Source organism: Pantoea sp. BS_8 (assembly GCF_041954965.1).
Taxonomy (GTDB): Bacteria; Pseudomonadota; Gammaproteobacteria; order Enterobacterales; family Enterobacteriaceae; genus Pantoea; species Pantoea stewartii.
In genome coordinates this window covers 1-24,558 of record NZ_JAVAXU010000001.1, presented here as the reverse complement: position 1 = coordinate 24,558, position 24,558 = coordinate 1, and the positions used below count along the sequence as shown (strand labels likewise).

Genomic DNA, 24,558 nt, shown 5'->3' with positions numbered 1-24,558 from the left:
CTGCCATGAAAAACATTGCATCGATACTGCATAATACAGGCCGTAAACTATGGATTCCGGCGCTGCTGCTGGCTATCCACACCGCACCCGCGCTGGCCGCAGGGGATGACAGCACCAACAGTACGATCCCGGACTGTCCGCATGGGCAGGTTTATGACAGCAAGCGTAAACAGTGCGTCCCCGATAAATCGGCGCGTCTGACTGACGAAGACAAAACCCGTTATGCGTATCATCTGGCGAAAAAAGGCGAGTACCAGGCCGCGCTGACGCTGCTGGATAAGCTGAAACAGCCTGACACCGCCGAAGCCTGGAATTACCGCGGCTATGCCACCCGAAAACTCGGGCGAACCGATGAAGGTATCGGGTATTATCAGCGTTCGCTGGCGCTCAATCCACGCTATGCCAAAGTACGCGAATATCTCGGCGAAGCGTGGCTGATTAAAGGTCGTCCCGACCTGGCGAAAGCGCAGTTAAATACTCTCGCCCGCCTGTGCGGAACGGGCTGCGAGGAGTATCGTGATTTGCAGGCCGCCATTGCTGGCCATCCGGAATCCTGATACGCAATGCGAGGACAGTGATATTACGACCAGCGAAGTTCGTCAGCAGCTTGCTGCCCATCTGACGCGTCTGTGGCGCTACGGCCTGGTGCTGTCCCGAAACCACGACGTTGCCGAAGAGCTGGTGCAGTCGACCTGCGTTCGCGCGCTCGAAAAGAGCGCGCAGTATACGCACGGCACGCGCATCGATCGCTGGCTGTTCACGATCCTTCACTCCATCTGGATTTCTGATCTGCGCGCCCGTCGCGTGCGACTGGGACAGGGCTTTGTTGACAGTGACGAACTGCTGGCCCCGGACGCGCAGGAACGTAATGAAAAACGCCTGCATTTTCAGAAAATCATGCAGCGCGTCAGTGCGCTACCGGAAGCCCAGCGTAATACCGTGTTTCTGGTCTATGTAGAAGGCTTTACCTATCAGGAAGCCGCAGAGACGCTGGCCGTGCCTGTCGGCACCATCATGAGCAGGCTGGCCACCGCGCGTTCGGCGCTGGCCAGGTCGTTTGATGATCAGGATGCCGCAAAGGAGAAACGCTCATGAACACGTCGCAATTTACGCCTCCGTACAGCGACGAAGCCCTGGTCGCCTGGCTGGATGGCGAGATGAATCCGGCTGACGCGCGCAGGCTCGAAGCGCTGCTGGAGACGGATTCTGATCTGGCTGAGCGCATCGATGAACTGATGAAAAGCCAGCTCGACTTTGAGGCGGCCTTTGCGCCGTTACTGGACAAAGCCCCGGAAGCCAACATGCGGCGCCAGCTGGATGCGCTTTCAGCTCCCCCCGTGCCTGAACCCAAAATGACGTCCACTACGGGCGTCAGTCGTCGTTCACTGATCGCCGCCTCGCTGAGTTTTCTGCTGATCGGCTCGGGACTGGGTTATCTGGCGCGCGCCGGCAAAATCGCGCTGAGTGAGTGTGAGAAGATTCGCGATCTTGAAGCGCAGTACATGTCGCTCTACAGCGCAGAAACCCTGCTGGATGCCGATAACTCCCCTGCCGCCTTGCAGCATGGCCTGGCCCGCACGGCACAGGATATCGGTCTGCATCTGAATACGCAGCAGCTCACGCTGCCCGACGCAGAGTTAAAAATGGTGCGCATGCTGCGCTATGACAGTACGTCAATTGCGCAGATTGCCTGGATCCATGCGGAATATGGCCCGATGGCGCTGTGCATTTCCCCCGATGCGCATCCGACCTCAACCGGGCTTGAGCGCGAACAGCGCCATGATATGCGCCTGGTGTGGTGGCATCACCGCGGCTACCAGTTTGTTCTGATTGGCCGCAATCCGGCCGGGGAATTATCCGCCAGCGCCAGTGCCCTGAAAACCGCGCTTAACGCCTGACCACCACGCGGCAGTTAGCCAGGCGCGTTCAGGGGACATGGCTGGCCTCTGCCTGAATATCGATAGTAATGGTCACCCTGTCATCCACCAGCGAGGTAAAGCGATCCATATGGTAGGCCGAGCGCGAGATCGTGGTCATCGCATGCAGCGAGATCCTGTCGCCAGTCTCTGCGGTGCGATCATGCTCTTCCATCGTCGCGTCAAGGATCACCGGTCGCTGGACGTCCTTCACCGCTAACGCACCAAAAAGCCGGTATTTACCGTTGCCGCGCGCCACGATGCGGGTGCTGGTAAAGACGATGTTGGGATAGCGCGGCGCATCAAAAAACATGCTGCTTTTAAGCTGATAGGTCAGCAGATTGTTTGAGGCGATTAGCGTGGAAACCGGAATGGTGACCCGGACATGATTATCCAGCTCATTCGCCGGGTTCAGCGTCACCTCGCCGGTCACGCCCGTCAGTTTCGCATGCGACATCCCGCCAAAGGCACGCCATGACAGCCCTATTGCCGTGTCAGGCGTGGAAATCGTGTAGTAAAGCGGGGCCGCATGGGCGAACGGACTCAGCAGCACTCCAGCAACCAAAAAAGAAACAGCGCGCGTCATAGCAGGCTTCTCCAGTAAACAGACAACGCGTTAACGCGCCAGGTGACAACGTTATTCGATTGATACTTACAGTTATATAACATTCGTGAGGCCGGAGATCGCATTTGGATGGGGAAGCGGCACGGTTATATGAGGTGAATGTAGAATAGTGCGGTGGTTTTTGGCGATGCGCGAGCGTTTTTCCGCTGTGAGTGGGTTGTTGGCGCGGCGTCCGGCGTGGAGGTTGCCCAACCTGTTATCTGAAGCGGATGCAGATCTTCATCGCTTGTGATAAGAAAGAAAATTAATCTGAGTTCAGGAGATGAGTTATGTACCTGGATGATATTCCCCTTAATTTTCGGCAGCATGAAACCTTTTATCTGATCGCCCCGGACATGAGTCGTACGGAAGAAATGCAGCAAAAACTGAATGCATTTAGTTCCCTTCATCATGAATTCCTGCTCTGGTCTCCCGGTTTTCACTCTCTGAATGCTGTTGAGAAAAGTATGGCGGAGGCGGCCGGGAATTTCCTGAATGACAACGTTGAATATAAGTTTTTAATCATTGTTCGTCAGTCAGATGACCTCTCAGGCTGTATTAGCTTATTTATCAGGAATCGCGCGATTCCTTATTATGAAATCGGCTACTGGCTCGCCACTGATATGTGGGGTAAAGGCATTATGTCTGAAGCTTGTAAGCTGGTCACAAACATGGCCGCCGATTTTTTTCAGGCAAAGCGAATCGAAATTCGTATGGCAGGACGTAACGTACGCAGTCAGTCTGTTGCGTTAAAGTGCGGTTTCAAACCCGAAGCCAGACTGGTTAATGAACGCCTCGATAGTCTGGGGCGGATTGATGATACGGTTATCTACCGGTATTAGCACGGCTTAAATATGACTGATAAATCAGAAAAAGAGCGGTTTTCTACCTGCTCATTTTCATTTCGTCAGCGATGCCATCACAGCTTCAGTGCGATGACACAAATGCAGAGTTTTGCTGCAAAGGCGGAAAGGCGAAATTACGTTGCATACGCTTTATCTCTTCTGCCGGTGGCAGGCCAAACAGCCGTTTGAACTCGCGATTAAACTGCGACGGGCTCTCGTAGCCAACGGCGTAGCTCGCGGCGGCGGCAGTGAGCTGCTGACGGACCATCAGCATTCGCGCCTGATGCAGGCGAACTGATTTTACATACTGCATCGGCGGCAGCTGGGTTATGGCTTTAAAGTGGTGATGAAAGGTCGGCACGCTCATACCGCTTTCCGCCGCCAGTTGCGTGAGCGTTAAAGGATCAGCATAAGTAGCATGGATACGTCGTAAGGCTTTGCCGATTTTGCCGAACTGACCTTGTAAAGCCAGCGCCGCGCGCATTGCGTTGCCCTGCGCGCCGGTTAATACGCGAAAATAGAGTTCGCGCATCCTCCCGGGCCCCAGGATGGCGGCTTCTGCGGGATTCTCCAGCACGTCAAGCACACGTAACACAGCCGTTTTTATCGTGTCATCCATCGGGCTCGATATCATGCTCTCAGGCGCGGCGGAAAGTTGCGGTGCACCATGCTGCTCAATCTGCAGCATCAGTTCCGCAGCAAGCTGAAAATCCAGATGAATATATATAGCCAATAGCGGATGGTCTGCCGATGCGTCAGTTTCCATGGTAAAGGGCACGGGGACTGAGACGGCAAGATAGTGCTGTTCATCGTACAGATAGGTCTTTTGACCGAAATAACCGCGTTTACGGCCCTGGCAGACAATGACAAGGCCGGGATCATAGAGCACAGGGGTTCTGGCAAGCGGGCGGTTGGCGCGCAAAATTCTCACATCGGGCAGCGCAGTAAGGTTGTACCCTTCCTGGACGGCCAGTGTTTTTACCCGTGTAATCATGTCAGACATTATCGCACCCTCATAAAATCAGGCAATAAAACCATAAGATATGGCCTGAAAATCCATCGACGCAGAGAATATCATGCAGCTTTTACTGCATGGGAATAAATTATGACATCTGCAAAAACGATTTTTATCACCGGTGTGAGTAGTGGCTTTGGTCTTGCCCTGGCGAAGGAAGCCCTGCTTGCGGGCCATCGGGTTATCGGAACCGTGCGCAACCCTGACGCATTACAGGCATTTGAAGCGCTTGATGCGCAGCGGGCATTTGGTCGCCTGCTTGACGTGACAGACGTTGAGCGAATCGCTGAGACAGTTAAGGAGATCGTCGCTACCGTTGGTCCTGTTGATGTTCTGGTGAACAATGCGGGTTATGGTCATGAAGGCATTCTGGAAGAATCCTCGCTGGAAGAAATGCGCCGCCAGTTTGACGTGAATGTGTTTGGCGCAGTGGCGATGATAAAAGCCGTCCTGCCAGAGATGCGTCAGCGACGCTGCGGCCACATCATCAATATCACGTCAATGGGCGGTTTTATCACCCTTCCCGGTATCAGCTATTACTGCGGCAGCAAATTTGCGCTGGAAGGCATATCAGAAACCTTAAGTAAGGAACTGGCCCCGTTTAATGTAAAAGCCACCGCGGTCGCACCCGGCTCGTTTCGTACCGACTGGGCCGGTCGCTCAATGTCACGCAGTGCCCGCACCCTCCCGGACTATGACGCGTTATTTGACCCCATTCGTCAGGCGCGTCAGGAAAAAAGCGGAAATCAGCCCGGCGATCCCGTAAAAGCAGCGCAGGCCATCCTGACGTTGATTGAAAGCCAGAGCCCACCCACGCACTTGTTGTTAGGCAGTGATGCATTAACGTTGGTGCGGCAAAAGCTCGCCGCTTTGCATCATGAAATCGAACAATGGGAATCCCTGACACTTTCAACAGATGGCTAATTCGTTGCTAAAATACATTCCTGTGGTGGCTGTTGAAACGGTAAGCCATCACAGATGGATGGTGCGTATGATAAAGGGGTTACCCGGGAGTGAAGGTAATTTCCATTATTCCCGGGCGTTGATATTGTTCTGTAGCTTTGTGCCAGAATCAGACCTGGAATCCAAAATGAGGCGCTGTTAAATACGAAAACGATTAGTTTTTCGAAGCTGCTCTTGTCTTCAGGTAATACTCACCTGCAAGGTAACCCGTTACCGCAATGAAGGTTATTGCCCCGCCCAGTAATGTATTGCCGGGCGGTAATTCACTGAAGAAGATCCAGACCCATAAAGGCCCCAGCACAATATCAGTTTGCGCAATAAGGCTGGCTTCAGCGGGGTTAATATACCGACTACCTGCCATGAAAAGGAGATAACTCAGACTCTGCGTGGCCAGCGCAAAAGCACATAACCATACCATGTCATGTAAACCGGGAAGTGGAAGGCCCTGCGGCATCATTATAAAACAGAATGCACCGCAGAGTGCGCACGCCAGTGCCGTAACTGCCGGCAGATTCATATCCGGCCATGTCCCGGACATCACGATGCTGGCGGCAAAACCGGCCGTCATCATGAGTGCCAGTGCGTTACCCGCCATATCGCCCGTACCTGAGGCAGAGGTCGCCATAACAATGACCCCCACTAGACTAAGTGCCGCCGAGATAAGCGCGCGCTTTGTTATTTTTTTCTTCTGTATCAGCCAGCCCAGCCCCATGGCAAAAAAGGGAATGGTGGCATAAACCGTCATCACACCAGCAACACTGGTGAGTTTCAATGCCGCTACGTAACAAAACATAGAAACCGCCATGATGGCAGCCGTGATCAGACCTTTTATACCCACATCATGACGAAATGCAAAACGGCGCAAATACCCACCCAGCGCCAGCAGAAGAACCAGTGACAGAAAAGCAAACAGTGACCGCCATGCGACCATTGCCCACGTGTTCATATCGAGCATTCTCACGAAGAAACCTGCTGAACTCCACATGACGGCTGAAAGGCACACCATGCTTATCCCCAGACTGTGCCTGCTGGCGGTTTTAAACAGTGGCATCGCTTATCCTTGTTCGCTATAGTTTTAGAAAAAAGTAGAACGGTCTAATTATTATGGCAAAGAGTGATACGCGCAAACGTCTTTTAAATGCCGGTGTAAGGGTTTTCATGAGGGAAGGATATGAAGGTAGTGGTATTACCACTATTCTTGGTGAAGCAGGAATGCCTAAAGGATCATTTTATAATCTCTTCTCCAGCAAAGAAGAATTTGCCTGTGCCGCCCTTGACGTCTATATCAAGACGTTTGACGCACTCCGGGAAAATACACTGCTGAATACAGCGCTTGTTCCCCGCCAGCGTCTGATAAACTGGCTGAGCGGACACAGGGAATATATTGAGCGTGAACCCGAAGCAGGCGGCTGTCTGGCAGGAATTATAGGGCAGACGGGCGCTGTACACAGTGAAAAAATGCGTCAGAAGCTGCTGGCAATTTTTAGCGCCTGGGAGCGCGATCTGATTAACATCTTTACTGACGCTCAGCAGTCTCAGACATTATCGCCACGCATGTCTCCGGAAAGCGCGGCAAGGCTGGTTATTCACAGTTATGAAGGCGTAATGATCCGTATTCGCATAGAACGTAGCCTTTCTCCTTATGCTTTCTTGATGCAAACGCTACCAGACCTTCTTTTTGCTGAACCTGACGCTGTTTAAAGCATTACAGTCCGTCAAAACGGCTGACGGGATAGTATGGCTAACCGCATCGCCGGGCCTGATACAGGGCGGACTCTCACAAAAGGCACCTTGCGGTAAAAGCCAGTTTACGCCGCCAGGCACTTTGTACGGCATTGCAGAAATATTCCCGTTATGAGGTCTGCCTCTTTCTGCCCGAATACGCCACCATCCAGACCGCAATGCCGATGAGGCAGGCGCCTGCAATAAATTTCTCTCCAATTTTCTCGTCAAGCGCAAGATAGCCCCACAAGCAGGCAAAGGGAGGGATAATAAATGTGACCGTAAGAGATTTCAGAGGCCCCGTATCTGCAATAAGCCTGAAATACAAAATGTACGCCAGCGCAGTACAGATTAAGCCCAGCGCGACTACGCTGCTCCATACCCAGGGCTGAAACCAGTTAACGGTACCTGCTGAAAACAGGTTCCAGCCAAAAAAGGGGAACAGAAAAACGGATGCCCCAGCCTGACTTCCAAGTGCGACCAGAAGCGGATCGAGGCCTCCCTGCTCGGTAATCCATCGTCTGGTAAGATAACCCGCAAGTCCGTAACAGGTTGTCGCCACCAGACAGGCCAGCGCGCCTGCTATAAACATTCCGCCTAAACCAGAGAAAGCAGGACTACTTATAAGCATTATTCCCGCCAGACCCGTTAATATTCCGATCAATTTTCTTACGGTGATGACTTCCCCAAAAAAGCAGTACCCGATAAGTGCTCCCATCATCGGCGCTGTCGCGTTAAACAGTGCGGAATAGCCCGTCGGGAGCCATCTCGCCGCAATACAGTACATCAGAAAAGGAAGACCGGAATTGATGATGCCGAGCACCAGCGTTGCCCTCAGTTTCCCATTGAACGTCTGTAATTGCCTGTTGAACAGGACGACGGCGGCAAGACCCGTAAATCCTAATAGTACGCGTAAAAAAGCCACGTTAATGGATCCAAAGGCGGGCACGGCTATTCTCATAAACAGAAAACTTGAACCCCACACCGCGGCCAGTAAAATAAGCCTGACAACATCAGAAATCTTCATCTGGTTTTTCCTGACCGATCCCAAACGGCATGTTCATTTACAGAACACGTTCGGCAAGACAGGCGAAACATCCCCGTTTTGCGTAGTGGAAATGAATATAACTTACGGCAGGATCGTCGAAAAAATGATTCAGCCATTGTTCCGCTGCATTGCCCTGACAGATTTCAGCTTTTACCATGAGATGGTTTTCACTATAGGCTCTGAGGGAAAGAAGTCTGTGGCTCATCACTTCCGGTATGTTATTGAGATATATGCCCTGCTCCGTACATCCCTCCCACAGATAGATGGCATGAGAGCCATGGTAAGGCGTATTTGCGGGCTGATAGGTATGGTTGATCAGAATCGCTGTTTCACCGGCAGGAATATCGCGCAGCGAGATTCTGTCGGGATACCCCGGGCAACTCTCGACCTTGACTCTTACAGCACCGTGGAAAGTTAAATAGTGTTCGTCCTGGCCAAAAAGATGGACGAACTGTCCCGCATCAAGCCCCGAAATTTTGTAGTTCATTTTCGCCTCCCGTGTTGGTCAGAATGACAGTACCTTTTTATTGACGGGAACTGCTCGCTGTTTTCGGACAGGGAAATACTGCATACAGGATTGAGGAAGGGTTACGTTAAAGCCGTGGTAAAAGGCGAAGGAATCAGAGGGAATGCTGGCATTCAAACGCATGTGTCTGCTACAAGCCACTCACAGGTCGGCTCGGTCAGCCGGTCGGTAACCTGACGCATCACAAACGACATCATCAAGTGCAGGCAGCCGCCTGGCAGGCTCACAGTGATTGCTACTGTCCGCCAGGTCGAAAGCGTGGTAATGCCTCCCGGAGTATGAAAACGCATTGTCGGTACGGTCAGTTGACATCCTGAATTTGTTTGAACACGCAAAAATTTTTTAGGAACTGACAAAGGCGCAGTTGATGCGATGAGATGAACGCAGGGTAAAGCAGGCTGAATTTTTTTAGAGGGTGCAGACACCACAATGGTAAAGGGTGCCTGCAGATTTTATGCGTTATGCGTTGTCATCGTCAGTACAACCCAGACCTGAAGAAGGATCATTACAACCTGGGTTAATTTCCAGATGGTGATGCCACGCAGCCAGTTTAACCGCGCTTTCACTGGTCGAGACATCGGTTTTTTGAGCAGACGTATCTTTGACTGAATCGAGCCCAGGCATCGCGCGGGAAGGCAGATCTTTTGCAAACGTAGCGCCCTGCAGGCCAGCCAGTAAGACTGCGGCTAACGATGCGGTTTTAACGGCAGATTTCATGACAGATACAGGCATAACGATTCCTCTCAGCTAAAGTAAACAGAATGCTGATGGCTCTGACAGCGCTCAGCGAATCCAGAAACATCATCATAAAACCTTCAGAAACACAGTAGGCACGCTCTCAGCGTCAGGCTCCGATGCGCCTCTGTTATTCAAGAATGCTTATATGTCAGTTTGATAATACGGGTTATTAAAGACAGTAAGAATATGTTGCTAACGGGTAGCAATCAAATGGTGATAGTGATCAGGCACATCAACTCAGGGCCAGGATAAAAGCGCTCTCATAAAGGCTTTGTGCTTTCGATAAGGTGAGTTCTTCTCTTTAAGATGAGCATCACTATCCCCTTTGAACCGGGTTAAATTCAGATAAGTCCTACCCTTTGTGCATTCACCTGTGTGGGTCCGCACGGCGTCAGAAGCGAACGTTTAAAATGTATTTTGCTTCGCCGGGCAACAACCCCGTATCAGATCTGAAGCCTGTTCCCCCAGTTACTCCTTAAAAAAGGAAAGGATTATGTCTCTATTGCAGAATCACCGTGACCTGCTCCCTGTAAATGACTACGCGGCTTCATTAGCAAACTCTCTACTGTCGGCTAACTGCACGCGTCCGCTTTTCGCTCAAAGCGGACCCTCATCTCAGTCTGCCTGTCCGCTTTGTGTCAGAAGCAGACGTTGTCACTTCAGGAATTAATGGATGTGCACCGGACTTTCTGGATAACGAAAGATTTTCATACTTTCTTTAGCGAAGTCTGGGCTGCGTTGTGTGGAAACAGGTTTGTAACCCAGTGGATTTCTGGTCGCTGCCGGATTGAAATAACCCGTATATGTCTTTGCGTGGCTCCGGCAGACGATCGACGCTGAACAACTTAAACCCCATACTCTCAGGACTGACTGTTTCCACTGACGGCGCGGTTTCTTCCGTTTCGCTTGGCTTGATAAAGCGCGTTATCAGCCTGCTCTTTTAGTCTTTCTGCCTCACTGGCGTCTCCCCTGGCGGTTATCGTCCCGCAACCGGCGCTGACAGTTACGATCCCGCCCTTTACAGCGGTTGCTTTATGCACCAGTCCGGCATCGGACACGGCCTGCACCGCCCGTTGCGCCACTTTCAGTGCATCAGCCTGACCGGTATTTGGCAGGATGACAGCAAACTCCTCTCCACCGTAACGGGCCACGATATCGTCACTGCGATGGATCACGCTCTTAAGGGCAACACCTACTTTTTTCAGACACTCATCGCCCGTCACGTGCCCGTACGTATCGTTGTAGCGCTTGAAGTAGTCAATATCCACCATAATCAGCGACAGCGGTTCACCTGACTCAGCCGAGCGTTTCAGATTTCTTTCCAGCAGCACATCAAACTGCCTGCGGTTAGCCAGTCCCGTCAGGCCATCCACCAGTGCCAGTGACTGAAGCGTATGGTTAATGCCGGTAAGTTCATCCCTGACCAGAGTCAGCTCCAGCTGGTTTTTTACGTTGACTCTGACATGTCTCAACATAAATAACCCCATCCCGGTGATGACAAACAGCAGCACGACATTGAGTGCTAAATCGATCAGGTTTTCAGATATCCACTCAGCCCGGGCTTCGTCCCGGTCATATCCTGCCGTCACAATCAGTGGATACCGCTCCAGCCGGGCATAACCAAATATCCGCTCCACACCGTCAAGCGCAGAGCGCCATGACGCACTGCCGCTGTCAGAATTTTTAAGCACGCTCCTGAACAACGGGCTTGAAGAAAGGCTGCGGTTAATATAGGAATCGGGTAAAGGACGAATGTAAAGCACGGAGGTGTCGGCAAGGATAAGCGCCAGCATATCCCGCTTGCCCAGGCTGTAGTAACTGTAGAACTGCCGAAAATAGTCCACCTTCACGGTCGCCAGCGCAACCCCTGCAAAATTGCCGGCGGCATCATTCAGCCGGACCGATACCGGTATGACCAAATCGCCCGTTGAGCGGCTTCGGATTACGTGACTGATATGAATCCCTGTATCAGCATGTGTGCGGTGCCAGATAAAATAGTCCCGGTCAGCATTAGTTGCCTTTACCGGCACGAAGCTGCCTGACGTCGCGACCCAGTTGCCCTGTCTGTCATAGATAAACAAACCGTGCAGTTGGGGAAGCTTTCCCTGCTGCTCGTGGATTTGCGCTTTAAATGCTGACGTGGAAGCATACTCCGGTCCGTTTAACGTAAGCTGCCTCACTGCGTCGCTAAGAGTGATGTCCACCTGAAGAAACGCGTCTTCGGCCTGCCTGGCAAGTGAGACGGAAAGATTACGCGCGCCTTCCTCACGCTCAAAAAGTTTGAGGCGCCAGTCATTCCAGAGTGACCACGCGTTAATACCGACAACCGACAGGGCCGTCACGAGTAAAAATACAGCCAGGCTACGGCCAAGCGATGTCCGCATCAGCGGGGAAGATACGTTATCGGGTAACTGATTCAAGAAGGCATGACTCCCGAAGGTATTAGAAACACTTAAGGATATAGCAGGTGGACGATTTTAAAAGCTTTCTGAGGTTTGACCAGACCTCCCTGAGCGGGCGAACAGCTCAACTGCCTTTGGAAGGCTTTTATCATTTGAGTCTCCCCTGTATTGCCCGCCGGACTGAAGAAAATCCAGGCTGTTTGTCAAAAAGCCAGAAACGCAGATGAGTCACGAAAAGGGATGCTTAACCGTGGACTGATTGCCAGCGGGGAAAGCCAGCGCGATGTGCTGACAGACACAGGGCTCGTTGGTTAGAGCAACAGGGAACAGAAATTTCTGAACAATGGGAAGGGAATTATCGTATGTGCCTCGACCGGACCGAGCGTCAGCATCACCTTTCAGGTCCACTCGGTTCGGCTCTTCTGGAGGCTTTTATCTCATGGAAATGGCTGAGCCGTCTGGGGTAAATCCCGAGCGCTGAAGATAACCCCCTCAGGCTGGAAAGCCTCCGGGCACCCTTTTGGCCTTCGTCAGCTACAGGGTAACCCCGCAGCAGAATAGTCCTTTTTTAATTTAGTCATGTGAACCAGGCGCTTTATATTGCTGTGACAGCTACTGACGAGTGAAGCTAACACCAGCTCTGGATGCGAATACTGTTAATGTGCCCTGAATCTACTGCTTTCGTCCGTCGATTATTAATTTCACACGCTTAATATCACTGCGGTTCAAAGTCATGTCATCAAGTTATTTTGATTCAGTAACAGAAATGAAGCAGGTTTAACGTGGCAAATCATTCATAGCGGGCCTGGGCCCGCCATAAGGAAATTACCGGGTTAACAGAGGAGGTACAGACGGGACTTCCGGCGCCGTATCAATATCATGTTGGGTCATCCGGAAAGCGTCAGGATAATGTTCCCGCGCCGTTCTTCTGGCCGGCTCTGTGCTGCGCCATGTGTACAGGCAATGCTGGCACTGCTGTACCGTCCATACACCCTCAACAGGCGATGTTGCCATCATTTCAATGTGCTCATCAGCACAACGTGGACAAATCATACTCTCTCCTTAACCGCGATTTGATAATAGGGCCGTTAACTTCTCAACCCAGAGTGATGTTTCTGGCAGGTCTTTTACCGGCTGACTGTAGTGGCCGCGTATATCGGGTGCGACCGGTGTCGTCGCATCGATCACAAGTTTATCTGTTATCCCTGCGGGACTAGAGCCGGGGTCCAGTTCCAGTACGGACATGTTTGGCAACTGAACGAGATCGCCTTGTGGATTCACCTTGGAAGACAGGGCCCACATCACCTGAGGCAGGTTAAAGGGATCGACATCTTCATCGACCATGATCACCATCTTGACGTAGCCCAGACCATGCGGCGTCGTCATCGCCCGTAGCCCTACCGCACGGGCAAACCCACCATAACGTTTCTTAGTAGAAATAATGGCCAGTAAACCGTGCGTGTACATGGCGTTTACAGCCTGCACCTCGGGGAAATCCGCTTTCAGCTGTTGATACAGAGGGACGCAGGTTGCCGGGCCTATCAGATAGTCAATTTCGGTCCAGGGCATGCCCAGATACAAGGATTCGAATATGGGCTTAGTGCGGTAGGAGACTTTATCAATCCGCACAACCGTCATCTTGCGACCACCGGAATAGTGACCGGTAAATTCGCCAAACGGTCCTTCAATCTCACGTTTGCGGCCCTCAATCACGCCTTCAAGAATGACTTCCGATCCCCATGGCACATCAAAGCCTGTCAAAGGGGCCGTCGCGATGGGGTACGGGCTTTCGCGTAGTGCACCTGCCATTTCATATTCTGACTGATCGTACTTCAGCGGCGTGGCTCCCATCAGCGTGATAACGGGGTCATTGCCCAGCGAGATAGCCACGGGCAAATCTTCGCCACGTTCTTCCGCTTTGTGAAGATGAAGTGCAATATCGTGCATCGGCACGGGCTGCAGCCCGAGTTTGCGTTTACCTTTCACCTCCATCCGGTAAATGCCAACGTTTTGCTTCCCGAAATGTTCCGGGTCAAGTGGGTCACGTGAAACTACGCAGGCCTTATCAAGATAGAAACCGCCATCGCCATCGTTTAAGCGAAACAGTGGAAGGATGTCGAAGAGGTTGATCTCTTCACCCTCAACGGTATTTTCTGACCAGGGCGCATTGGCGCGCCTTTCAGGAGCCACAGGAAACGTTTCCCAGCGGCGAATGAATTCGTCTATCTGCTGTTTCACTGGTGTATTTAGTGGGAGGCCCAGCGAAATGGCATGGTTTTGCCAGGAACCGATGGTGTTCATCACGACATGAGCATGATGGTAACCCTTAATTTTTTTAAACGAGAGGGCCGGTGCGCCTTCACCCATTCGCCCTGTCGCATTTGCCGCGGCGGCGATATCCGGTTCGGGCAACACCTCTTCATCAATTTCAAGAAGCTGGCCCTGTTCGTCCAGCGCCTTCAGGAAACTACGTAGGTCATCAAACGCCATTATTCACTCTCCATACTCAGAAATTTCTAAAGACTAGTTGAGGCCTTTCCAGCGATTTGCCTTTGGCGAGGCAATTCCAAACTGGTCGAGAACGCGGGCGACGACATGATCGATCACATCATCAATAGTTTTGGGGTGGTTATAAAAAGCGGGCATTGGCGGAACCATAGCGACGCCAAGACGGGAGAGGGCCAGCATATTTTCAAGATGAAGAGGACTGAGAGGCGTCTCTCTGGGAACCAGGACAAGTTTTCTGCCTTCTTTAATGATGACGTCAGCAGCCCGTCCAATGAGCCCTTCCGCATATCCGATGCGAATGCCAGCTAACGTTTTCATACTGCAGGGAATAATCACCATCCCATCGGTGTGAAAAGAGCCTGACGAGAGGGTAGCGGCCTGGTCGGCAGGACCGTGCACGACATCAGCCATATTCATCACCTCACGCGATGAAAAAGGCGTTTCGAGTTCAATTGTGGTTTTAGCCCACTTGCTCAAAATCAGATGCGTTTCAACCTCGCTGATTTCCTGTAAAACCCTGAGCAGCGCAACCCCTAAAGGCGCACCTGTGGCTCCCGTCATACCGATGACAATTCTCATCTGACTGCCTCATTAAAACAATGTTCGTGTACGAATGAAATTGACGGTACGCCAGGCACGCCCTGAAAGTCAATTGATTTCTACGGTTACTATTATCTGCGTTATCTTTTATGTCTGCCGACAAAGAGTGTTGAACGGAGGGAATAATGATTTAACATTAGCGGGACACAGCGGGTAAAAAATCAGGAATAAACCTTAATGCACAAAGACTTGAGCAACCTTTTCTTTCATCTGACACGGAAACTTCTTCAGGAACATACCGCCTTATGGCAGGAAAAGATGCCCTTTCTGACAAAGCAGCAGTTCGCTGTTCTGTCAGCCGTTCATGCTCAACCGGGAATCGAACAACTGGACTTAATGGAGGCGGCGTTGAGTTCAAAGGCTACGCTGGCAGAACTGCTTGTTCGAATGGAACGTAAGGGACTGATCAATCGTGCAGAGGGAAAAAAAGACAAACGTCGTAGATTTATTACGCTGACCGTTCAGGGCGAAGAGATGCTTAAAACTGCGGCACCGATAGCTGAACGCGTTGATTCCCATTTTCTGAACAGGTTAGAAAAAAATGAACAAAACGACGTCATCAGCCTTCTGAAGATCATGTTAAAAAAACCTGTTTCCTGAAAGCATCCTTACCTTTTGGAAACAGGTTTAACCGCCGGGTCGTCCCCGCAGCGGAATGACAAACCACCAGGGTCATCTTCGCCGCTTAGGAATATTTACGGCGCGGTTAGCGGATTTTGCGGGTAAATTGCTGTTCCGTAATCGTGCTGCCCCATTGATCCCCTTCCCACTCTTTCGATAATTCAAACCCGAATGACTCGTATAAGCGCCTTGCCGCCGTTAGCTTATTAAAGGTCCATAGCTGCACCGCAGAGAACTTCTGCTCATCGCAAAACGCCATCGCCATTGCCATCAGTTTTCGACCGAGGCCGCTGCCCTGGCAGTCATCGTCAAGAATGAACCAGCGCAGATGCGCCTCATTGTTCCCGAGATCTTCACCATCAATGGCCACAGAGCCAACGATACGATCGTTCATGACTGCCAGTCAGATCTGGTTGCCTTCATTACCGAGACGTCCCGTAAAATCGGCAAGGCCCGCTGCGACCTTTGCTTCGAAAAAGGCACCGAAATTGTGCTCTCTGGCATAGTAACGGCCATGCATCTCCGTAATGCGGCCTGCCATGCCCGGCTGGTAGCCGGTGACGATGCTCACATGACTGTGTTCATCAAGCTCTGTGTTTTCACGACAGGCTTTGAGTGCGCGGGCGTAGGATGACAGCCCCAGTGAGACAGTGTGCTGTCGCGCAGGGTCAAGCTTTCTCAGCGCAGCGGCGACCCGCTCATCAGCATACTGATTAATCGCCTCCACGGTCTTTATCCCCTTGTCTGTGAGCCGCAGGTATTTCGTTCTGCCATCATACGCGGACGGGGCTTCATCCAGCTCACCGGCCTCGACGAGTTTAGTGAGCAGGCGACTCACGCTGGATTTCTCAAGCCCCAGCGTCTCTACCAACTGGGACGCGGTCACGCAGCCTTTTGCTTCTGCTTCGAGTAAGGTATGAACGGCAGACGCTGAATAATCGGTAGCCGCCAGGGTCTGATTCATAAAGCCCAGTTCGCGCACCATCAGACGTGATGCAACGCGGATAGTGTTAATGGTGTTTGTTGCGGCGTTCATCGGCGTAGACCCTTTACGATATAGTTGTATTATACAACCATGTGGCGGGAGATCCTGTCAATCTTGCCAGGCTGCTGTGCGGCTGGCGCAGACTAAAACGCTTTCTGACCCGCTCAGTGCCCGTCTGAACGGACCAGGCTTAACCGTGAATACCCACCAGTTGAGGAAGTAACTGCGTGATCACATCCACAACGCCCCTGACGCTCGGGGGAATAAAACGGGCATCAGGAAAAATCGCATAAAGAAATCTATCCGGGAGTCGCCATGTCGGCAGGACAGGAACCAGTAACCCCGACGCCAGCCCTTCTGTTGCCAGCGGATGCTGAATGCCCCCGATCCCGATACCTGCCTGAATAGCAGCGATAAGCCCTTCGCTGGTATTAGCCCGAAAAACGGTGTTCACCTTTAATTCGATTGCCTCCTCTCCTGAAACTAACTGCAGAGGCCTGTCCAGCGCGAGACCGCTGAACCGGATATGAGGCAACTGCGTCAGCTCATCAACTGAATGAATTTGTTTAAATCCCGGCGCCGCATAAAGCCCGGATGTCACGCGGCCCAGCATGCGTACCGCATGTAAGTCTGGCGATTTGCCCGCCAGACGTACCGCAACATCGACCCCTTCACTGACCAGGTCGGCAATACGATCATCAAGTGAAAGCTCAAGATGTAATCCGGCGTGCGATTTCTGGAGCGCCAGCAGATGGGGAAGAAAAAGGCGCCCTAAGCCGCTGGGCAACTGCACGCGAACCGTGCCCTGCCACTGCTGATCCCCGGGATTGAGCGCCCTCTCTGCTTCCCGTATGGCATCCAGCAAAGGTTTGATGTCGCGTCTGTACCTCTCTCCCTGCTCGGTGAGCATCATAACGCGCGTTGTCCGGCGAAATAACACTACACCCAGTTCTGCTTCCAGTGCGGCAATCTGCTGACTCACGGCAGACTGTTTCATGCCAATCAGGCGCGCAGCGGCGGAAAAGGAGCCTGCCTCAGCGACCCGCAGGAACGTCGCCATCGCGTTAAGCTTGTTATTCATTTAATGATTTCACTTATAAGTGCCATCAGTTAAGGGGGATATGCGCAAAAAAATGAATATATCACACTCTCTTCCGTCACCTTATCTGGAGAAAATGCATGAATACGCTGCAAACGAAAAACGTCGCGCTGGTCGCGGGAGCCAGTGGCATTGTCGGGCGTCAGCTCGTTAACACGCTGCTGCAAAATGACTGGGAGGTGATTGGCCTGAGCCGTAACCCATCGCCGCATCTCCAAAACCTACCCGTTGTCACCGTAGATTTACGGGATGCCGGGCAGGCCGCACGTGCGCTGCAGCCGTTAACGCATGTCACGCATATTTTTTACAGTGCCTGGCTTAACGCGGCCAACTGGGCCGAAATGGTGGAACCCAACGTCACCATGCTGCGTAATCTGGTGTCCAGCATTGATACCGTGGCATCGTTAAAAACGGTAAGCCTGATGCAGGGTTATAAAGTGTATGGCGCACATCTTGGTCCCTTTAAAACGCCTGCGCGTGAAAGCGATCCTGGCGTTGCTGGCGCTGAATTCAATGCTGCTCAACTGACCTGGCTCAGCGATTATCAACTCGGACGGTTATGGCGATGGAATGCTGTCAGGCCGGGCGTAGTGGGCAGTAACGTGCCCGGTAATACTATGAATCTTGCGCTGAGCATCGCGCTGTATGCTTCACTTTGTCAGTCGCTGAATCTCCCGCTCCGTTTTCCGGGATCACCGCAGACCTGGGGCAGCATCGTTGATTTCACGGATGCAGGTTTACTCGCTGATGCAACGCTCTGGGCAGCCACCTCACCTGCGGCCTCAAACCAGGCGTTCAACGTTAACAACGGCGATGTCTGGCGCTGGGCTGAACTCTGGCCGTTGATTGCGCGTTGGTTTGAGATTGAATGCGCACCGCCCGTGAGAGTGTCGTTTGAGCGTATGTTCAAAGATTACCGCTCAGTCTGGCGTGAACTTGCGCTGAGCAAGCGTCTGGCAGAATCTGATATTCTGAAGCTGAACGACGGGCAGTTCGCAGACTTTGTTTTTCGCTGGGATTACGACATGTTCGGCGATGGCAGTAAGCTGCGCCGTGCAGGATTTCGGGGCATGCAGGCAACAGATGAGATGTTCTTCCGTCTGTTCAGACAGTTCAGAGCTGCCCGCATAATTCCTTAATCGCTGACCGCCGCGGGTTCCGGCCAGGACAAACAAAAGTGGGCAGTCGAGACGCCCTTGCGCGGGAACATATCCGTCGTATAAAAAATGCGGGCTTAGCAAACCGCTGATGATGCCTGTGCGTTGATTATGACGCACGGGCGTCATCCCCTCTGTGACGTTAATCGTCGTTTTATGTCCGTCGCGGCATAACGGAATTAAGCACCCATGAATAATTCACCGGAAGTCAACCATGTAGCCTGTATAACCGGTTATTGCGTCATTTCAGCCTTGAATAAACAGCCATCTTCTTCATGCTTATTAATCCACCTTAACTAAGGAGATATTATGCGTGATGAATACAAAAGCTGTATTGAGGCTTGTTATTTGTGTGCAGCCGCATGCGACCATTGTGCCGCCTCATGCCTTGAAGAAGAAAATGTCGATATGATGCGCACGTGCATAAAACTGGATATGCAATGTGCCAATATATGTCGTCTTGCCGCGCAGTTTATGACGCTTAATAGCGAATTTGCGTCAGCGCTTTGTCAGCTCTGCGCAGAGGTCTGTCAGCGGTGCAGCAATGAATGTGGTCAGCACAAACATGACCATTGTCAGGACTGCGCCAGAGCCTGTCACCAGTGTGCTGAACACTGCAGGAAGATGGCCGCATGAGGCAGATTACCAGGCCCGCTTTGGCGGGTTTTTATAAAGGTAAAGGATCAGAGTGAATATTCAGCCTGAAGCTGATGTTACCTCGCTCCAGTCGCGCCAACGCTATCCTGCGTGACTCGCCGACTCAGTTTACCGGTTGCCTGGTCCTGTCTGATACGTTCTGCACAGTGACAGGTTTAATGCGTGCATAAAATCATTTTAAAAGGACTGGCACAGGATACAGGAGTTGTAAGCTGTAGCGTTGAAATTCTGTCATTACCTGACTTTCTACAGCACATGTATTCTTTTATGAATCAAAATCCATTCGGAATAACCATTCAGAGCGCAGCGGCAAACGAATAGATCAGCGTCTGCGCTTCGTTTATTGCAGCCTGTTATTTCAGGGGTAAGCGGTAACGTGATCATCCCACTCATGGCTAAAATTAAGATTATTCCCGAGCGTCTATCCAGCTGCGCTAACTGACTGTTTACAGTTATTAAAATTTTCTGGCTGTTATCTTTGACGGCGGCTTTTCATTCATTCAGTCTGCCGGTTCGCCTGCTTTATTCCCGTCTGACAGCTAATTTAAAACAACGTTGAGTAAATTACCCGGTCCGTTTATGCGCAACAGCGAGTCCCCCTTTCAGCGCGCGGACCTGCTGGTCAGAAAGGCGAATAAGATGGAAACATACTCCTCTGTCTGCGATGCGGAACAGCTGTCAGGCGTCAGCCATGTTACCCCCTGCCCCCTGAACAGGCTGCCTGTCCAGCGACATTCTTATCGCCGAACCGCCAGGCCTGGCGCGCAATTTGTCCGCACCGGGCATACGGCAAGCAGATGCTCTGTCTGGTTGCGGGGAAGCAGACATCGACAGGGTTTGCTGCGTCCTGTCACGGCCAAGGCCGATAGCCACACATCGATTTATGCGCAGCCAGTCAACGCCCCGTATCCGCCTGGTGTGCGCAATGCCGTGCAGAAGCGGTTACGGCGCTTTGAGCCGCAGGTAACGATTCCGTCCGGGGCGTATAATCCGGTGGCGTTAGTCATCGTTCATGCCGCAAAAACAGCACAGATGGCAGGACGGGCTGATGAGCACATCATCAGGTTAATGAAAGACGAAACGTTATGGTGGGGGATAAAACCGGCCCGGCAAGACATGTGCGCTGTCAGCCGTTACCGTGGTCAGCCAAGCTGATGCCTGAATCCGAAATCGTATTCTTGCTGTCGCGCGCGCAGTTTGCGTTGACGATAGGCATGCACATTGTGCTGGCGGCGTTTACTCTGGGGCTTGGCCTGATCATTGTTTTGCTGGAAGGAGCCTGGTTACGCTACCGCCGTTCACACCACTGGCAGGCGCTTCAGTTCTGGATGCGTGTCTTTTCGCTCACGGTTGCAGTGGGTGCCGTCTCGGGTGTGGTCATGGAATTCCAGTTTGGTACCAACTGGAGCCCCTTTGCTCATAAAGTGGGTGGCGTCATGGGCCCGCTGATGTTTTATGAAATCCTGGTGGCGTTTTTCCTGGAGTCAGGCCTGACCGGCGTGATGTTATTTGGTATGGGTAAAATAAACCCAAAACTGCACTTCGTTGTGACCTGCCTGGTGGCGTTAGGGGCTTTCCTCAGCGCATTCTGGATCCTTGCCGCCAACTCCTGGATGCAAACGCCTGTTGGCTATCTCCGCGATGAGCATGGCATTTTCCATGCCAGGAGCTGGATAAGCATCGTCTTCTCTCCCTCGTTTCCACTGCGGTTTACGCATATGGTGCTGGCCTCTCTTATTGCGAGTTTTTGCGTGACTGCCGGGGCCAGTGCATGGCGGTTAATTAAGCAACCCGCCGACCTTGCCGCGAAATGTGTGATGTCATGGTCCCTCTGGCTGCTGCTGATTGCTATGCCGCTGCAAATCGTAACGGGCGATCTGCAGGGCGAAAAAACCCATGACTACCAGCCTGCTAAACTGGCTGCAATTGAAGGCAGCTGGCGCAGGCCGCCTCAGGGTGAGGGGGAGCCTTTACGCCTTTTCGCCCTGCCCGATCAAAAAGCGCAGGTTAACCACGCAGAAGTGGCGATCCCGACAGTGGCCTCACTTTATTTGCGCCATAACCTCACCGGGCACATTAAAAGTCTGAGCGAATTCCAGCCTGATCAACAGCCGCCGGTCTGGCCGGTCTTTTTTGCCTTCCGCGTGATGGTAGGTATGGGGCTCATAATTTTTGTGACCAGCCTGACCGCGCTCTGGCTGCGTTACCGGCGCGCGCTGTGGCCGCGCCGGTTGATGAAGTGGGTTGTGGGCCTGACGCCCGCTGGCTTTATTGCCCTGCTCGCAGGCTGGATCGTGACTGAGGTGGGCCGTCAGCCCTGGACGATCTACGGGTTATTACGTACCGACCAAAGTATTGCTCCCTTTTCCTTATCGACCGTCATCTTCTCTTTCACCGGCATCATCGGGGTGTATTCTCTGGTCTTTGGCCTGGGAATCTATTATTTCTTACGCCTCGTTAATTCGTTCGACAGTCATGCGCTCAGCGACGAAATCAGTACGGAGGCCTCTTCATGAGTCTCGATGATCTGTCCGCCGCCACGGTAGCCTTTTCGTTACTCATCTACCTATTGCTGGACGGAACCGATCTGGGCGTCGGTTCCGTTATTCTTTTTTTTGATAATGAGCAGGATCGCCGCCGCCTGGTCCAGTCCATCCTGCCTGTGTGGGATGCTAATGAAACCTGGCTTGTCCTGACCGCGGGTGCGCTTTTAGCACTATTTCCCGCGGCCTACAGTCGGATCTTTAATGCTATCTATGTTCCGCTGTTTCTGATGTTTTTCTCCCTCTTTGGCCGTGCGCTGGCGCTGGAATACCGCGGGCAGGCTTCATCTCGCGTTAAGCGCTGGCTTGATTTCGTCCTTTTTATCGCATCGTTTGCGGCCGGTTTTTTGCAGGGCTACATGGCCGGCTTACTGGTGAGCGGTTTACCGGGTCAAACCGAATTTAGCTGGCTGTCGGGATATGCATTAATCAGTGGCCTGGGCATGGTATGGATTAACAGCCTGCTGGCCTGTTGCTGGATACGCTGGCGCGTGGGCGATCAGGCAAACATACGTGCGAGGCAACTGAGTGGGTGGTTACTGGGGCTGACTTTCCTGTTTTTCATTTTTAACATAGCGTATTTACCTGCCCCCTGGCAGAAAGCCCTCTCAACGCTTCCCGGAAAAATAAGCCTCGCGCTTGTCGCACTCTGTTGGGCAGGGCTGATCGTGAAGTTGAAAAGTAACGCCGCTTTATCGCCGTTAATTTTTGCGCTGCTGATGGTGACGTTCACGTTTATCACCCTGATGACCGGCATGTATCCATGGCTGATTCCTGGTACGTTAACGCTGCATGACGCCTCGTCAGGTGCCTCCGGCCAGTATTTCTTGTTGGCAGGCATCGCCATCATTATGCCCCTGACACTGGCCTACAATAGCTGGGCTTTCTGGGTTTTTCGGGGACGGGTCAAATGATCCCACGGATAACCTGACAGACACGATCTGGCGCACGAACTGAACGCTGCGGCAGTCTTAACACATTCGCTGCGTTGCGCGATGAGGTTAACCGGTGCACTATCGATTTCATCGATTCGCTTTCTTGCCGTTTCCATTAACGAAAAACGCCCATCTATCCCGTCTTACCCGTTTATTAGTATGCGGCATGACATAACTTTCCGGTTAAATACAGTATTCCATCCAGACGCGTGCAGCTATCAGCATAGTGATGCCCCCGGAAGTGTCGGTTCTCCCTTTATGCCTGGCGCAGGCGCTCCTTCGCGATGTTCTGCCTTAAACCTGCAGCTGACAGGGTTATTACGCGTAATGATTGCCCCGTACACGTTGCGTGGTAACAACGCGCTAAAAACGCGGCTTTAACGTTAAGACAGGCTATTTGTGATTAACATCTTATTTACACAATTAACATCCTCTTTTTGCTGGCTTGCCGCTGGGCGATGACTTTATAGTCAATTTATTGTGTAAAACACAGTTTTACTCTGTAAACCTCGCATTGTGTGCAGACTGGCTCCCGAGCCCTGTCAGCAACGTCAGATTGGGTTCGGTTACAAAGCATAAGGGGAAGCGATGGAGACAGTTAACGCACCGCATTTGCCTGTCAGAGAAAACTGGCTGGCACGGCATCACGAAAACGCGTTGATGCCCGACCTACCGATCGTGGATGCTCATCACCACTTATGGGATCGCCAGTCAGGACGTTATCTGGTTCCTGAGTTCAGCCACGATATTGAGCAGTCCGGACACCGGGTTCTGTCGACGGTTTATGTGCAGTGCCGTTCCATGCTGCGCTGTAACGGACCTGAAGTTTTCAGGCCCGTGGGTGAGGTTGAGTTCGCGAGCGGCGCTGCCGCTATGTTTGACAGTGGCCATTATGGTAAGGCAGCAGGCTGCGAAGCGATTGTAGGTGGTGCCAGTCTGCTGGCAGGAGATGACCTGCAACCCGTCATTGAACTCATGATGGCGCGCTCAGGGGGACGTTTACGAGGAATGCGTAATCCGCTTGCCTGGCACAGTGATCCCCGCGTCGTATCAAGCCCTGTCACACCGCCTGCTGGCCTTGCCACCACTACCGCATTTCGCAAAGGCGCAGCCTGCCTTGTCCGGAACGGACTCTCGCTGGATGTCTGGGTTTACCACACCCAGCTTAATGACATTATTGCGCTGGCAGATGCGCTACCCGATCTTCATATCATTGTGGACCACTGCGGCGGGCCGATCGGCACGGGGCCTTATGCTGGCAAAAGGGATACCACCTTTCAGGCGTGGCAAAACGCCATTACCGCTCTGGCTGAACGACCAAACGTCAGCATGAAGATCAGCGGCTTTGGCATGACTGTCATGGGCTTTCCCTTCGCACAAAACGCCACACCACCGGACTCGCTGACGCTCTCTCTCGCCTGGCGGCCACTGTTTGAAACGCTGGTCGAAACGTTCGGCGTCACACGCTGTATATTTGCCAGCAATTTCCCGGTCGACAAAGGCATGTTCAGCTATGGCGTGTTCTGGAACGCCTGCAAACGGCTGGCTGAACACGTGTCTGCCGACGAAAAAGCACACCTTTTCTGGCGCACCGCAGCGTTGAGCTATCGCTTATCTTCCCTGGAGAATGCTGATGAATATCAAATCAAGACCGCATGAGGCTCATCCACTGGA

23 protein-coding genes and 2 pseudogenes are annotated in these 24,558 nt (G+C 52.3%); 12 read left to right on the top strand and 13 right to left on the bottom strand.

Translation table 11 applies throughout. The annotated features are described in order from the left end of the window. Window positions 1-5 precede the first annotated feature (5 nt). From RAC65_RS00125 to RAC65_RS00115, 3 genes are read left to right on the top strand one after another with little or no spacing between them, the layout of a single operon-like run. Window positions 6-557 (top strand): tetratricopeptide repeat protein, encoded by a 552-nt coding sequence (locus RAC65_RS00125; protein ID WP_033738401.1) that lies wholly within the window; start codon window positions 6-8, stop codon window positions 555-557. Beyond that, the gene (locus tag RAC65_RS00120) at window positions 538-1,095 is read left to right on the top strand and encodes a sigma-70 family RNA polymerase sigma factor (RefSeq protein ID WP_375096446.1); all 558 of its coding nucleotides are present in this window, start codon (window positions 538-540) and stop codon (window positions 1,093-1,095) included. Before RAC65_RS00125 ends, RAC65_RS00120 begins: the two co-directional genes overlap by 20 nt. After that, window positions 1,092-1,898: an anti-sigma factor family protein gene (locus RAC65_RS00115; RefSeq protein ID WP_375096221.1), complete on the top strand. Its 807-nt coding sequence runs from the start codon at window positions 1,092-1,094 to the stop codon at window positions 1,896-1,898. The genes RAC65_RS00120 and RAC65_RS00115 overlap by 4 nt, the downstream gene beginning before the upstream one ends. A gap of 28 nt (window positions 1,899-1,926) precedes the next feature. Here the strand turns inward: RAC65_RS00115 and RAC65_RS00110 are convergent, their stop codons facing one another. Further along, on the bottom strand, window positions 1,927-2,502 hold the full coding sequence (locus tag RAC65_RS00110) for a YceI family protein (protein WP_054633978.1): 576 nt from the start codon (window positions 2,500-2,502) through the stop codon (window positions 1,927-1,929). 308 nt (window positions 2,503-2,810) lie between these two features. Between RAC65_RS00110 and RAC65_RS00105 the strand changes: the two genes are divergently transcribed. Continuing rightward, window positions 2,811-3,362, top strand: a complete 552-nt coding sequence (locus RAC65_RS00105) for a GNAT family N-acetyltransferase (RefSeq protein ID WP_375096220.1) — start codon at window positions 2,811-2,813, stop codon at window positions 3,360-3,362. Window positions 3,363-3,447: 85 nt separating this feature from the next. On the opposite strand, the gene RAC65_RS00100 is transcribed toward RAC65_RS00105, so the two are convergent. Further along, complete coding sequence (locus tag RAC65_RS00100; protein WP_375096219.1) at window positions 3,448-4,368, bottom strand: AraC family transcriptional regulator N-terminal domain-containing protein; 921 nt, start codon at window positions 4,366-4,368, stop codon at window positions 3,448-3,450. Window positions 4,369-4,470: 102 nt separating this feature from the next. On the opposite strand from RAC65_RS00100, the gene RAC65_RS00095 reads away from it, so the two are divergent. Then, window positions 4,471-5,304, top strand: a complete 834-nt coding sequence (locus RAC65_RS00095; protein WP_375096218.1) for an oxidoreductase — start codon at window positions 4,471-4,473, stop codon at window positions 5,302-5,304. 193 nt (window positions 5,305-5,497) lie between these two features. On the opposite strand, the gene RAC65_RS00090 is transcribed toward RAC65_RS00095, so the two are convergent. Next, window positions 5,498-6,394, bottom strand: a complete 897-nt coding sequence (locus RAC65_RS00090) for a DMT family transporter (protein ID WP_375096217.1) — start codon at window positions 6,392-6,394, stop codon at window positions 5,498-5,500. A gap of 53 nt (window positions 6,395-6,447) precedes the next feature. Between RAC65_RS00090 and RAC65_RS00085 the strand changes: the two genes are divergently transcribed. After that, entirely contained in the window at window positions 6,448-7,044 is a 597-nt protein-coding gene (locus RAC65_RS00085; RefSeq protein WP_375096216.1) for a TetR/AcrR family transcriptional regulator, read from the top strand. 151 nt (window positions 7,045-7,195) lie between these two features. On the opposite strand, the gene RAC65_RS00080 is transcribed toward RAC65_RS00085, so the two are convergent. From RAC65_RS00080 to RAC65_RS00050, 7 genes are all read right to left on the bottom strand, one after another. After that, entirely contained in the window at window positions 7,196-8,092 is an 897-nt protein-coding gene (locus RAC65_RS00080; RefSeq protein ID WP_375096215.1) for a DMT family transporter, read from the bottom strand. Window positions 8,093-8,129: 37 nt separating this feature from the next. Further along, entirely contained in the window at window positions 8,130-8,600 is a 471-nt protein-coding gene (locus RAC65_RS00075; protein WP_375096214.1) for a DUF1203 domain-containing protein, read from the bottom strand. A 498-nt stretch (window positions 8,601-9,098) separates the two neighbouring features. Beyond that, the gene (locus tag RAC65_RS00070; protein ID WP_375096213.1) at window positions 9,099-9,371 is read right to left on the bottom strand and encodes a hypothetical protein; all 273 of its coding nucleotides are present in this window, start codon (window positions 9,369-9,371) and stop codon (window positions 9,099-9,101) included. Between the two features lie 866 nt (window positions 9,372-10,237). Continuing rightward, window positions 10,238-11,761 (bottom strand): diguanylate cyclase, encoded by a 1,524-nt coding sequence (locus RAC65_RS00065; protein WP_375096445.1) that lies wholly within the window; start codon window positions 11,759-11,761, stop codon window positions 10,238-10,240. Between the two features lie 843 nt (window positions 11,762-12,604). After that, the gene (locus RAC65_RS00060) at window positions 12,605-12,832 is read right to left on the bottom strand and encodes a non-oxidative hydroxyarylic acid decarboxylases subunit D (RefSeq protein ID WP_375096212.1); all 228 of its coding nucleotides are present in this window, start codon (window positions 12,830-12,832) and stop codon (window positions 12,605-12,607) included. 9 nt (window positions 12,833-12,841) lie between these two features. Next, a complete protein-coding gene (locus RAC65_RS00055; RefSeq protein ID WP_058709221.1) occupies window positions 12,842-14,269 on the bottom strand; it encodes a non-oxidative hydroxyarylic acid decarboxylases subunit C in 1,428 nt (475 codons plus the stop codon). Window positions 14,270-14,302: 33 nt separating this feature from the next. After that, entirely contained in the window at window positions 14,303-14,866 is a 564-nt protein-coding gene (locus RAC65_RS00050) for a non-oxidative hydroxyarylic acid decarboxylases subunit B (RefSeq protein ID WP_033738417.1), read from the bottom strand. A gap of 198 nt (window positions 14,867-15,064) precedes the next feature. Between RAC65_RS00050 and RAC65_RS00045 the strand changes: the two genes are divergently transcribed. After that, window positions 15,065-15,487 (top strand): MarR family winged helix-turn-helix transcriptional regulator, encoded by a 423-nt coding sequence (locus RAC65_RS00045; RefSeq protein ID WP_058702767.1) that lies wholly within the window; start codon window positions 15,065-15,067, stop codon window positions 15,485-15,487. A 106-nt stretch (window positions 15,488-15,593) separates the two neighbouring features. On the opposite strand, the pseudogene RAC65_RS00040 reads toward RAC65_RS00045, so the two are convergent. Together RAC65_RS00040 and RAC65_RS00035 are read right to left on the bottom strand one after the other, a co-directional pair. Then, window positions 15,594-16,544: pseudogene (locus RAC65_RS00040) on the bottom strand (GNAT family N-acetyltransferase). Window positions 16,545-16,683: 139 nt separating this feature from the next. Next, window positions 16,684-17,574 carry a LysR family transcriptional regulator gene (locus RAC65_RS00035; protein WP_058702766.1) on the bottom strand — a complete coding sequence of 297 codons (891 nt, stop codon included), beginning with the start codon at window positions 17,572-17,574 and terminating at the stop codon, window positions 16,684-16,686. A gap of 98 nt (window positions 17,575-17,672) precedes the next feature. On the opposite strand from RAC65_RS00035, the gene RAC65_RS00030 reads away from it, so the two are divergent. The 4 genes from RAC65_RS00030 to RAC65_RS00015 all read left to right on the top strand — a co-directional run bounded on the left by RAC65_RS00030 (window position 17,673) and on the right by RAC65_RS00015 (window position 22,863). Continuing rightward, window positions 17,673-18,731, top strand: a complete 1,059-nt coding sequence (locus RAC65_RS00030) for an SDR family oxidoreductase (protein ID WP_058702765.1) — start codon at window positions 17,673-17,675, stop codon at window positions 18,729-18,731. A gap of 327 nt (window positions 18,732-19,058) precedes the next feature. Next, window positions 19,059-19,385 carry a four-helix bundle copper-binding protein gene (locus tag RAC65_RS00025; RefSeq protein ID WP_072209585.1) on the top strand — a complete coding sequence of 109 codons (327 nt, stop codon included), beginning with the start codon at window positions 19,059-19,061 and terminating at the stop codon, window positions 19,383-19,385. A gap of 1,106 nt (window positions 19,386-20,491) precedes the next feature. Then, window positions 20,492-21,922 carry a cytochrome ubiquinol oxidase subunit I gene (locus RAC65_RS00020; protein ID WP_375096211.1) on the top strand — a complete coding sequence of 477 codons (1,431 nt, stop codon included), beginning with the start codon at window positions 20,492-20,494 and terminating at the stop codon, window positions 21,920-21,922. After that, window positions 21,919-22,863: a cytochrome d ubiquinol oxidase subunit II gene (locus RAC65_RS00015; RefSeq protein WP_058702762.1), complete on the top strand. Its 945-nt coding sequence runs from the start codon at window positions 21,919-21,921 to the stop codon at window positions 22,861-22,863. The genes RAC65_RS00020 and RAC65_RS00015 overlap by 4 nt, the downstream gene beginning before the upstream one ends. Window positions 22,864-22,870: 7 nt before the next feature. Here the strand turns inward: RAC65_RS00015 and RAC65_RS00010 are convergent. Continuing rightward, window positions 22,871-23,000: pseudogene (locus tag RAC65_RS00010) on the bottom strand (chorismate mutase); the annotation flags it as partial. 472 nt (window positions 23,001-23,472) lie between these two features. Between RAC65_RS00010 and RAC65_RS00005 the strand changes: the two are divergent. Continuing rightward, window positions 23,473-24,543 carry an amidohydrolase gene (locus RAC65_RS00005; RefSeq protein WP_058702761.1) on the top strand — a complete coding sequence of 357 codons (1,071 nt, stop codon included), beginning with the start codon at window positions 23,473-23,475 and terminating at the stop codon, window positions 24,541-24,543. The last annotated feature ends 15 nt before the right edge of the window (window positions 24,544-24,558 follow it).

Coding starts and splice junctions, on each gene's coding strand:
- RAC65_RS00125 (WP_033738401.1), top strand. CDS start 6: ATGAAAAACATTGCATCGATACTGCATAATACAGGCCGTAAACTATGG.
- RAC65_RS00115 (WP_375096221.1), top strand. CDS start 1,092: ATGAACACGTCGCAATTTACGCCTCCGTACAGCGACGAAGCCCTGGTC.
- RAC65_RS00110 (WP_054633978.1), bottom strand. CDS start 2,502: ATGACGCGCGCTGTTTCTTTTTTGGTTGCTGGAGTGCTGCTGAGTCCG.
- RAC65_RS00105 (WP_375096220.1), top strand. CDS start 2,811: ATGTACCTGGATGATATTCCCCTTAATTTTCGGCAGCATGAAACCTTT.
- RAC65_RS00100 (WP_375096219.1), bottom strand. CDS start 4,368: ATGTCTGACATGATTACACGGGTAAAAACACTGGCCGTCCAGGAAGGG.
- RAC65_RS00095 (WP_375096218.1), top strand. CDS start 4,471: ATGACATCTGCAAAAACGATTTTTATCACCGGTGTGAGTAGTGGCTTT.
- RAC65_RS00090 (WP_375096217.1), bottom strand. CDS start 6,394: ATGCCACTGTTTAAAACCGCCAGCAGGCACAGTCTGGGGATAAGCATG.
- RAC65_RS00085 (WP_375096216.1), top strand. CDS start 6,448: ATGGCAAAGAGTGATACGCGCAAACGTCTTTTAAATGCCGGTGTAAGG.
- RAC65_RS00080 (WP_375096215.1), bottom strand. CDS start 8,092: ATGAAGATTTCTGATGTTGTCAGGCTTATTTTACTGGCCGCGGTGTGG.
- RAC65_RS00075 (WP_375096214.1), bottom strand. CDS start 8,600: ATGAACTACAAAATTTCGGGGCTTGATGCGGGACAGTTCGTCCATCTT.
- RAC65_RS00070 (WP_375096213.1), bottom strand. CDS start 9,371: ATGCCTGTATCTGTCATGAAATCTGCCGTTAAAACCGCATCGTTAGCC.
- RAC65_RS00065 (WP_375096445.1), bottom strand. CDS start 11,761: ATGCGGACATCGCTTGGCCGTAGCCTGGCTGTATTTTTACTCGTGACG.
- RAC65_RS00060 (WP_375096212.1), bottom strand. CDS start 12,832: ATGATTTGTCCACGTTGTGCTGATGAGCACATTGAAATGATGGCAACA.
- RAC65_RS00055 (WP_058709221.1), bottom strand. CDS start 14,269: ATGGCGTTTGATGACCTACGTAGTTTCCTGAAGGCGCTGGACGAACAG.
- RAC65_RS00050 (WP_033738417.1), bottom strand. CDS start 14,866: ATGAGAATTGTCATCGGTATGACGGGAGCCACAGGTGCGCCTTTAGGG.
- RAC65_RS00045 (WP_058702767.1), top strand. CDS start 15,065: ATGCACAAAGACTTGAGCAACCTTTTCTTTCATCTGACACGGAAACTT.
- RAC65_RS00035 (WP_058702766.1), bottom strand. CDS start 17,574: ATGAATAACAAGCTTAACGCGATGGCGACGTTCCTGCGGGTCGCTGAG.
- RAC65_RS00030 (WP_058702765.1), top strand. CDS start 17,673: ATGAATACGCTGCAAACGAAAAACGTCGCGCTGGTCGCGGGAGCCAGT.
- RAC65_RS00025 (WP_072209585.1), top strand. CDS start 19,059: ATGCGTGATGAATACAAAAGCTGTATTGAGGCTTGTTATTTGTGTGCA.
- RAC65_RS00020 (WP_375096211.1), top strand. CDS start 20,492: ATGGTGGGGGATAAAACCGGCCCGGCAAGACATGTGCGCTGTCAGCCG.
- RAC65_RS00015 (WP_058702762.1), top strand. CDS start 21,919: ATGAGTCTCGATGATCTGTCCGCCGCCACGGTAGCCTTTTCGTTACTC.
- RAC65_RS00005 (WP_058702761.1), top strand. CDS start 23,473: ATGGAGACAGTTAACGCACCGCATTTGCCTGTCAGAGAAAACTGGCTG.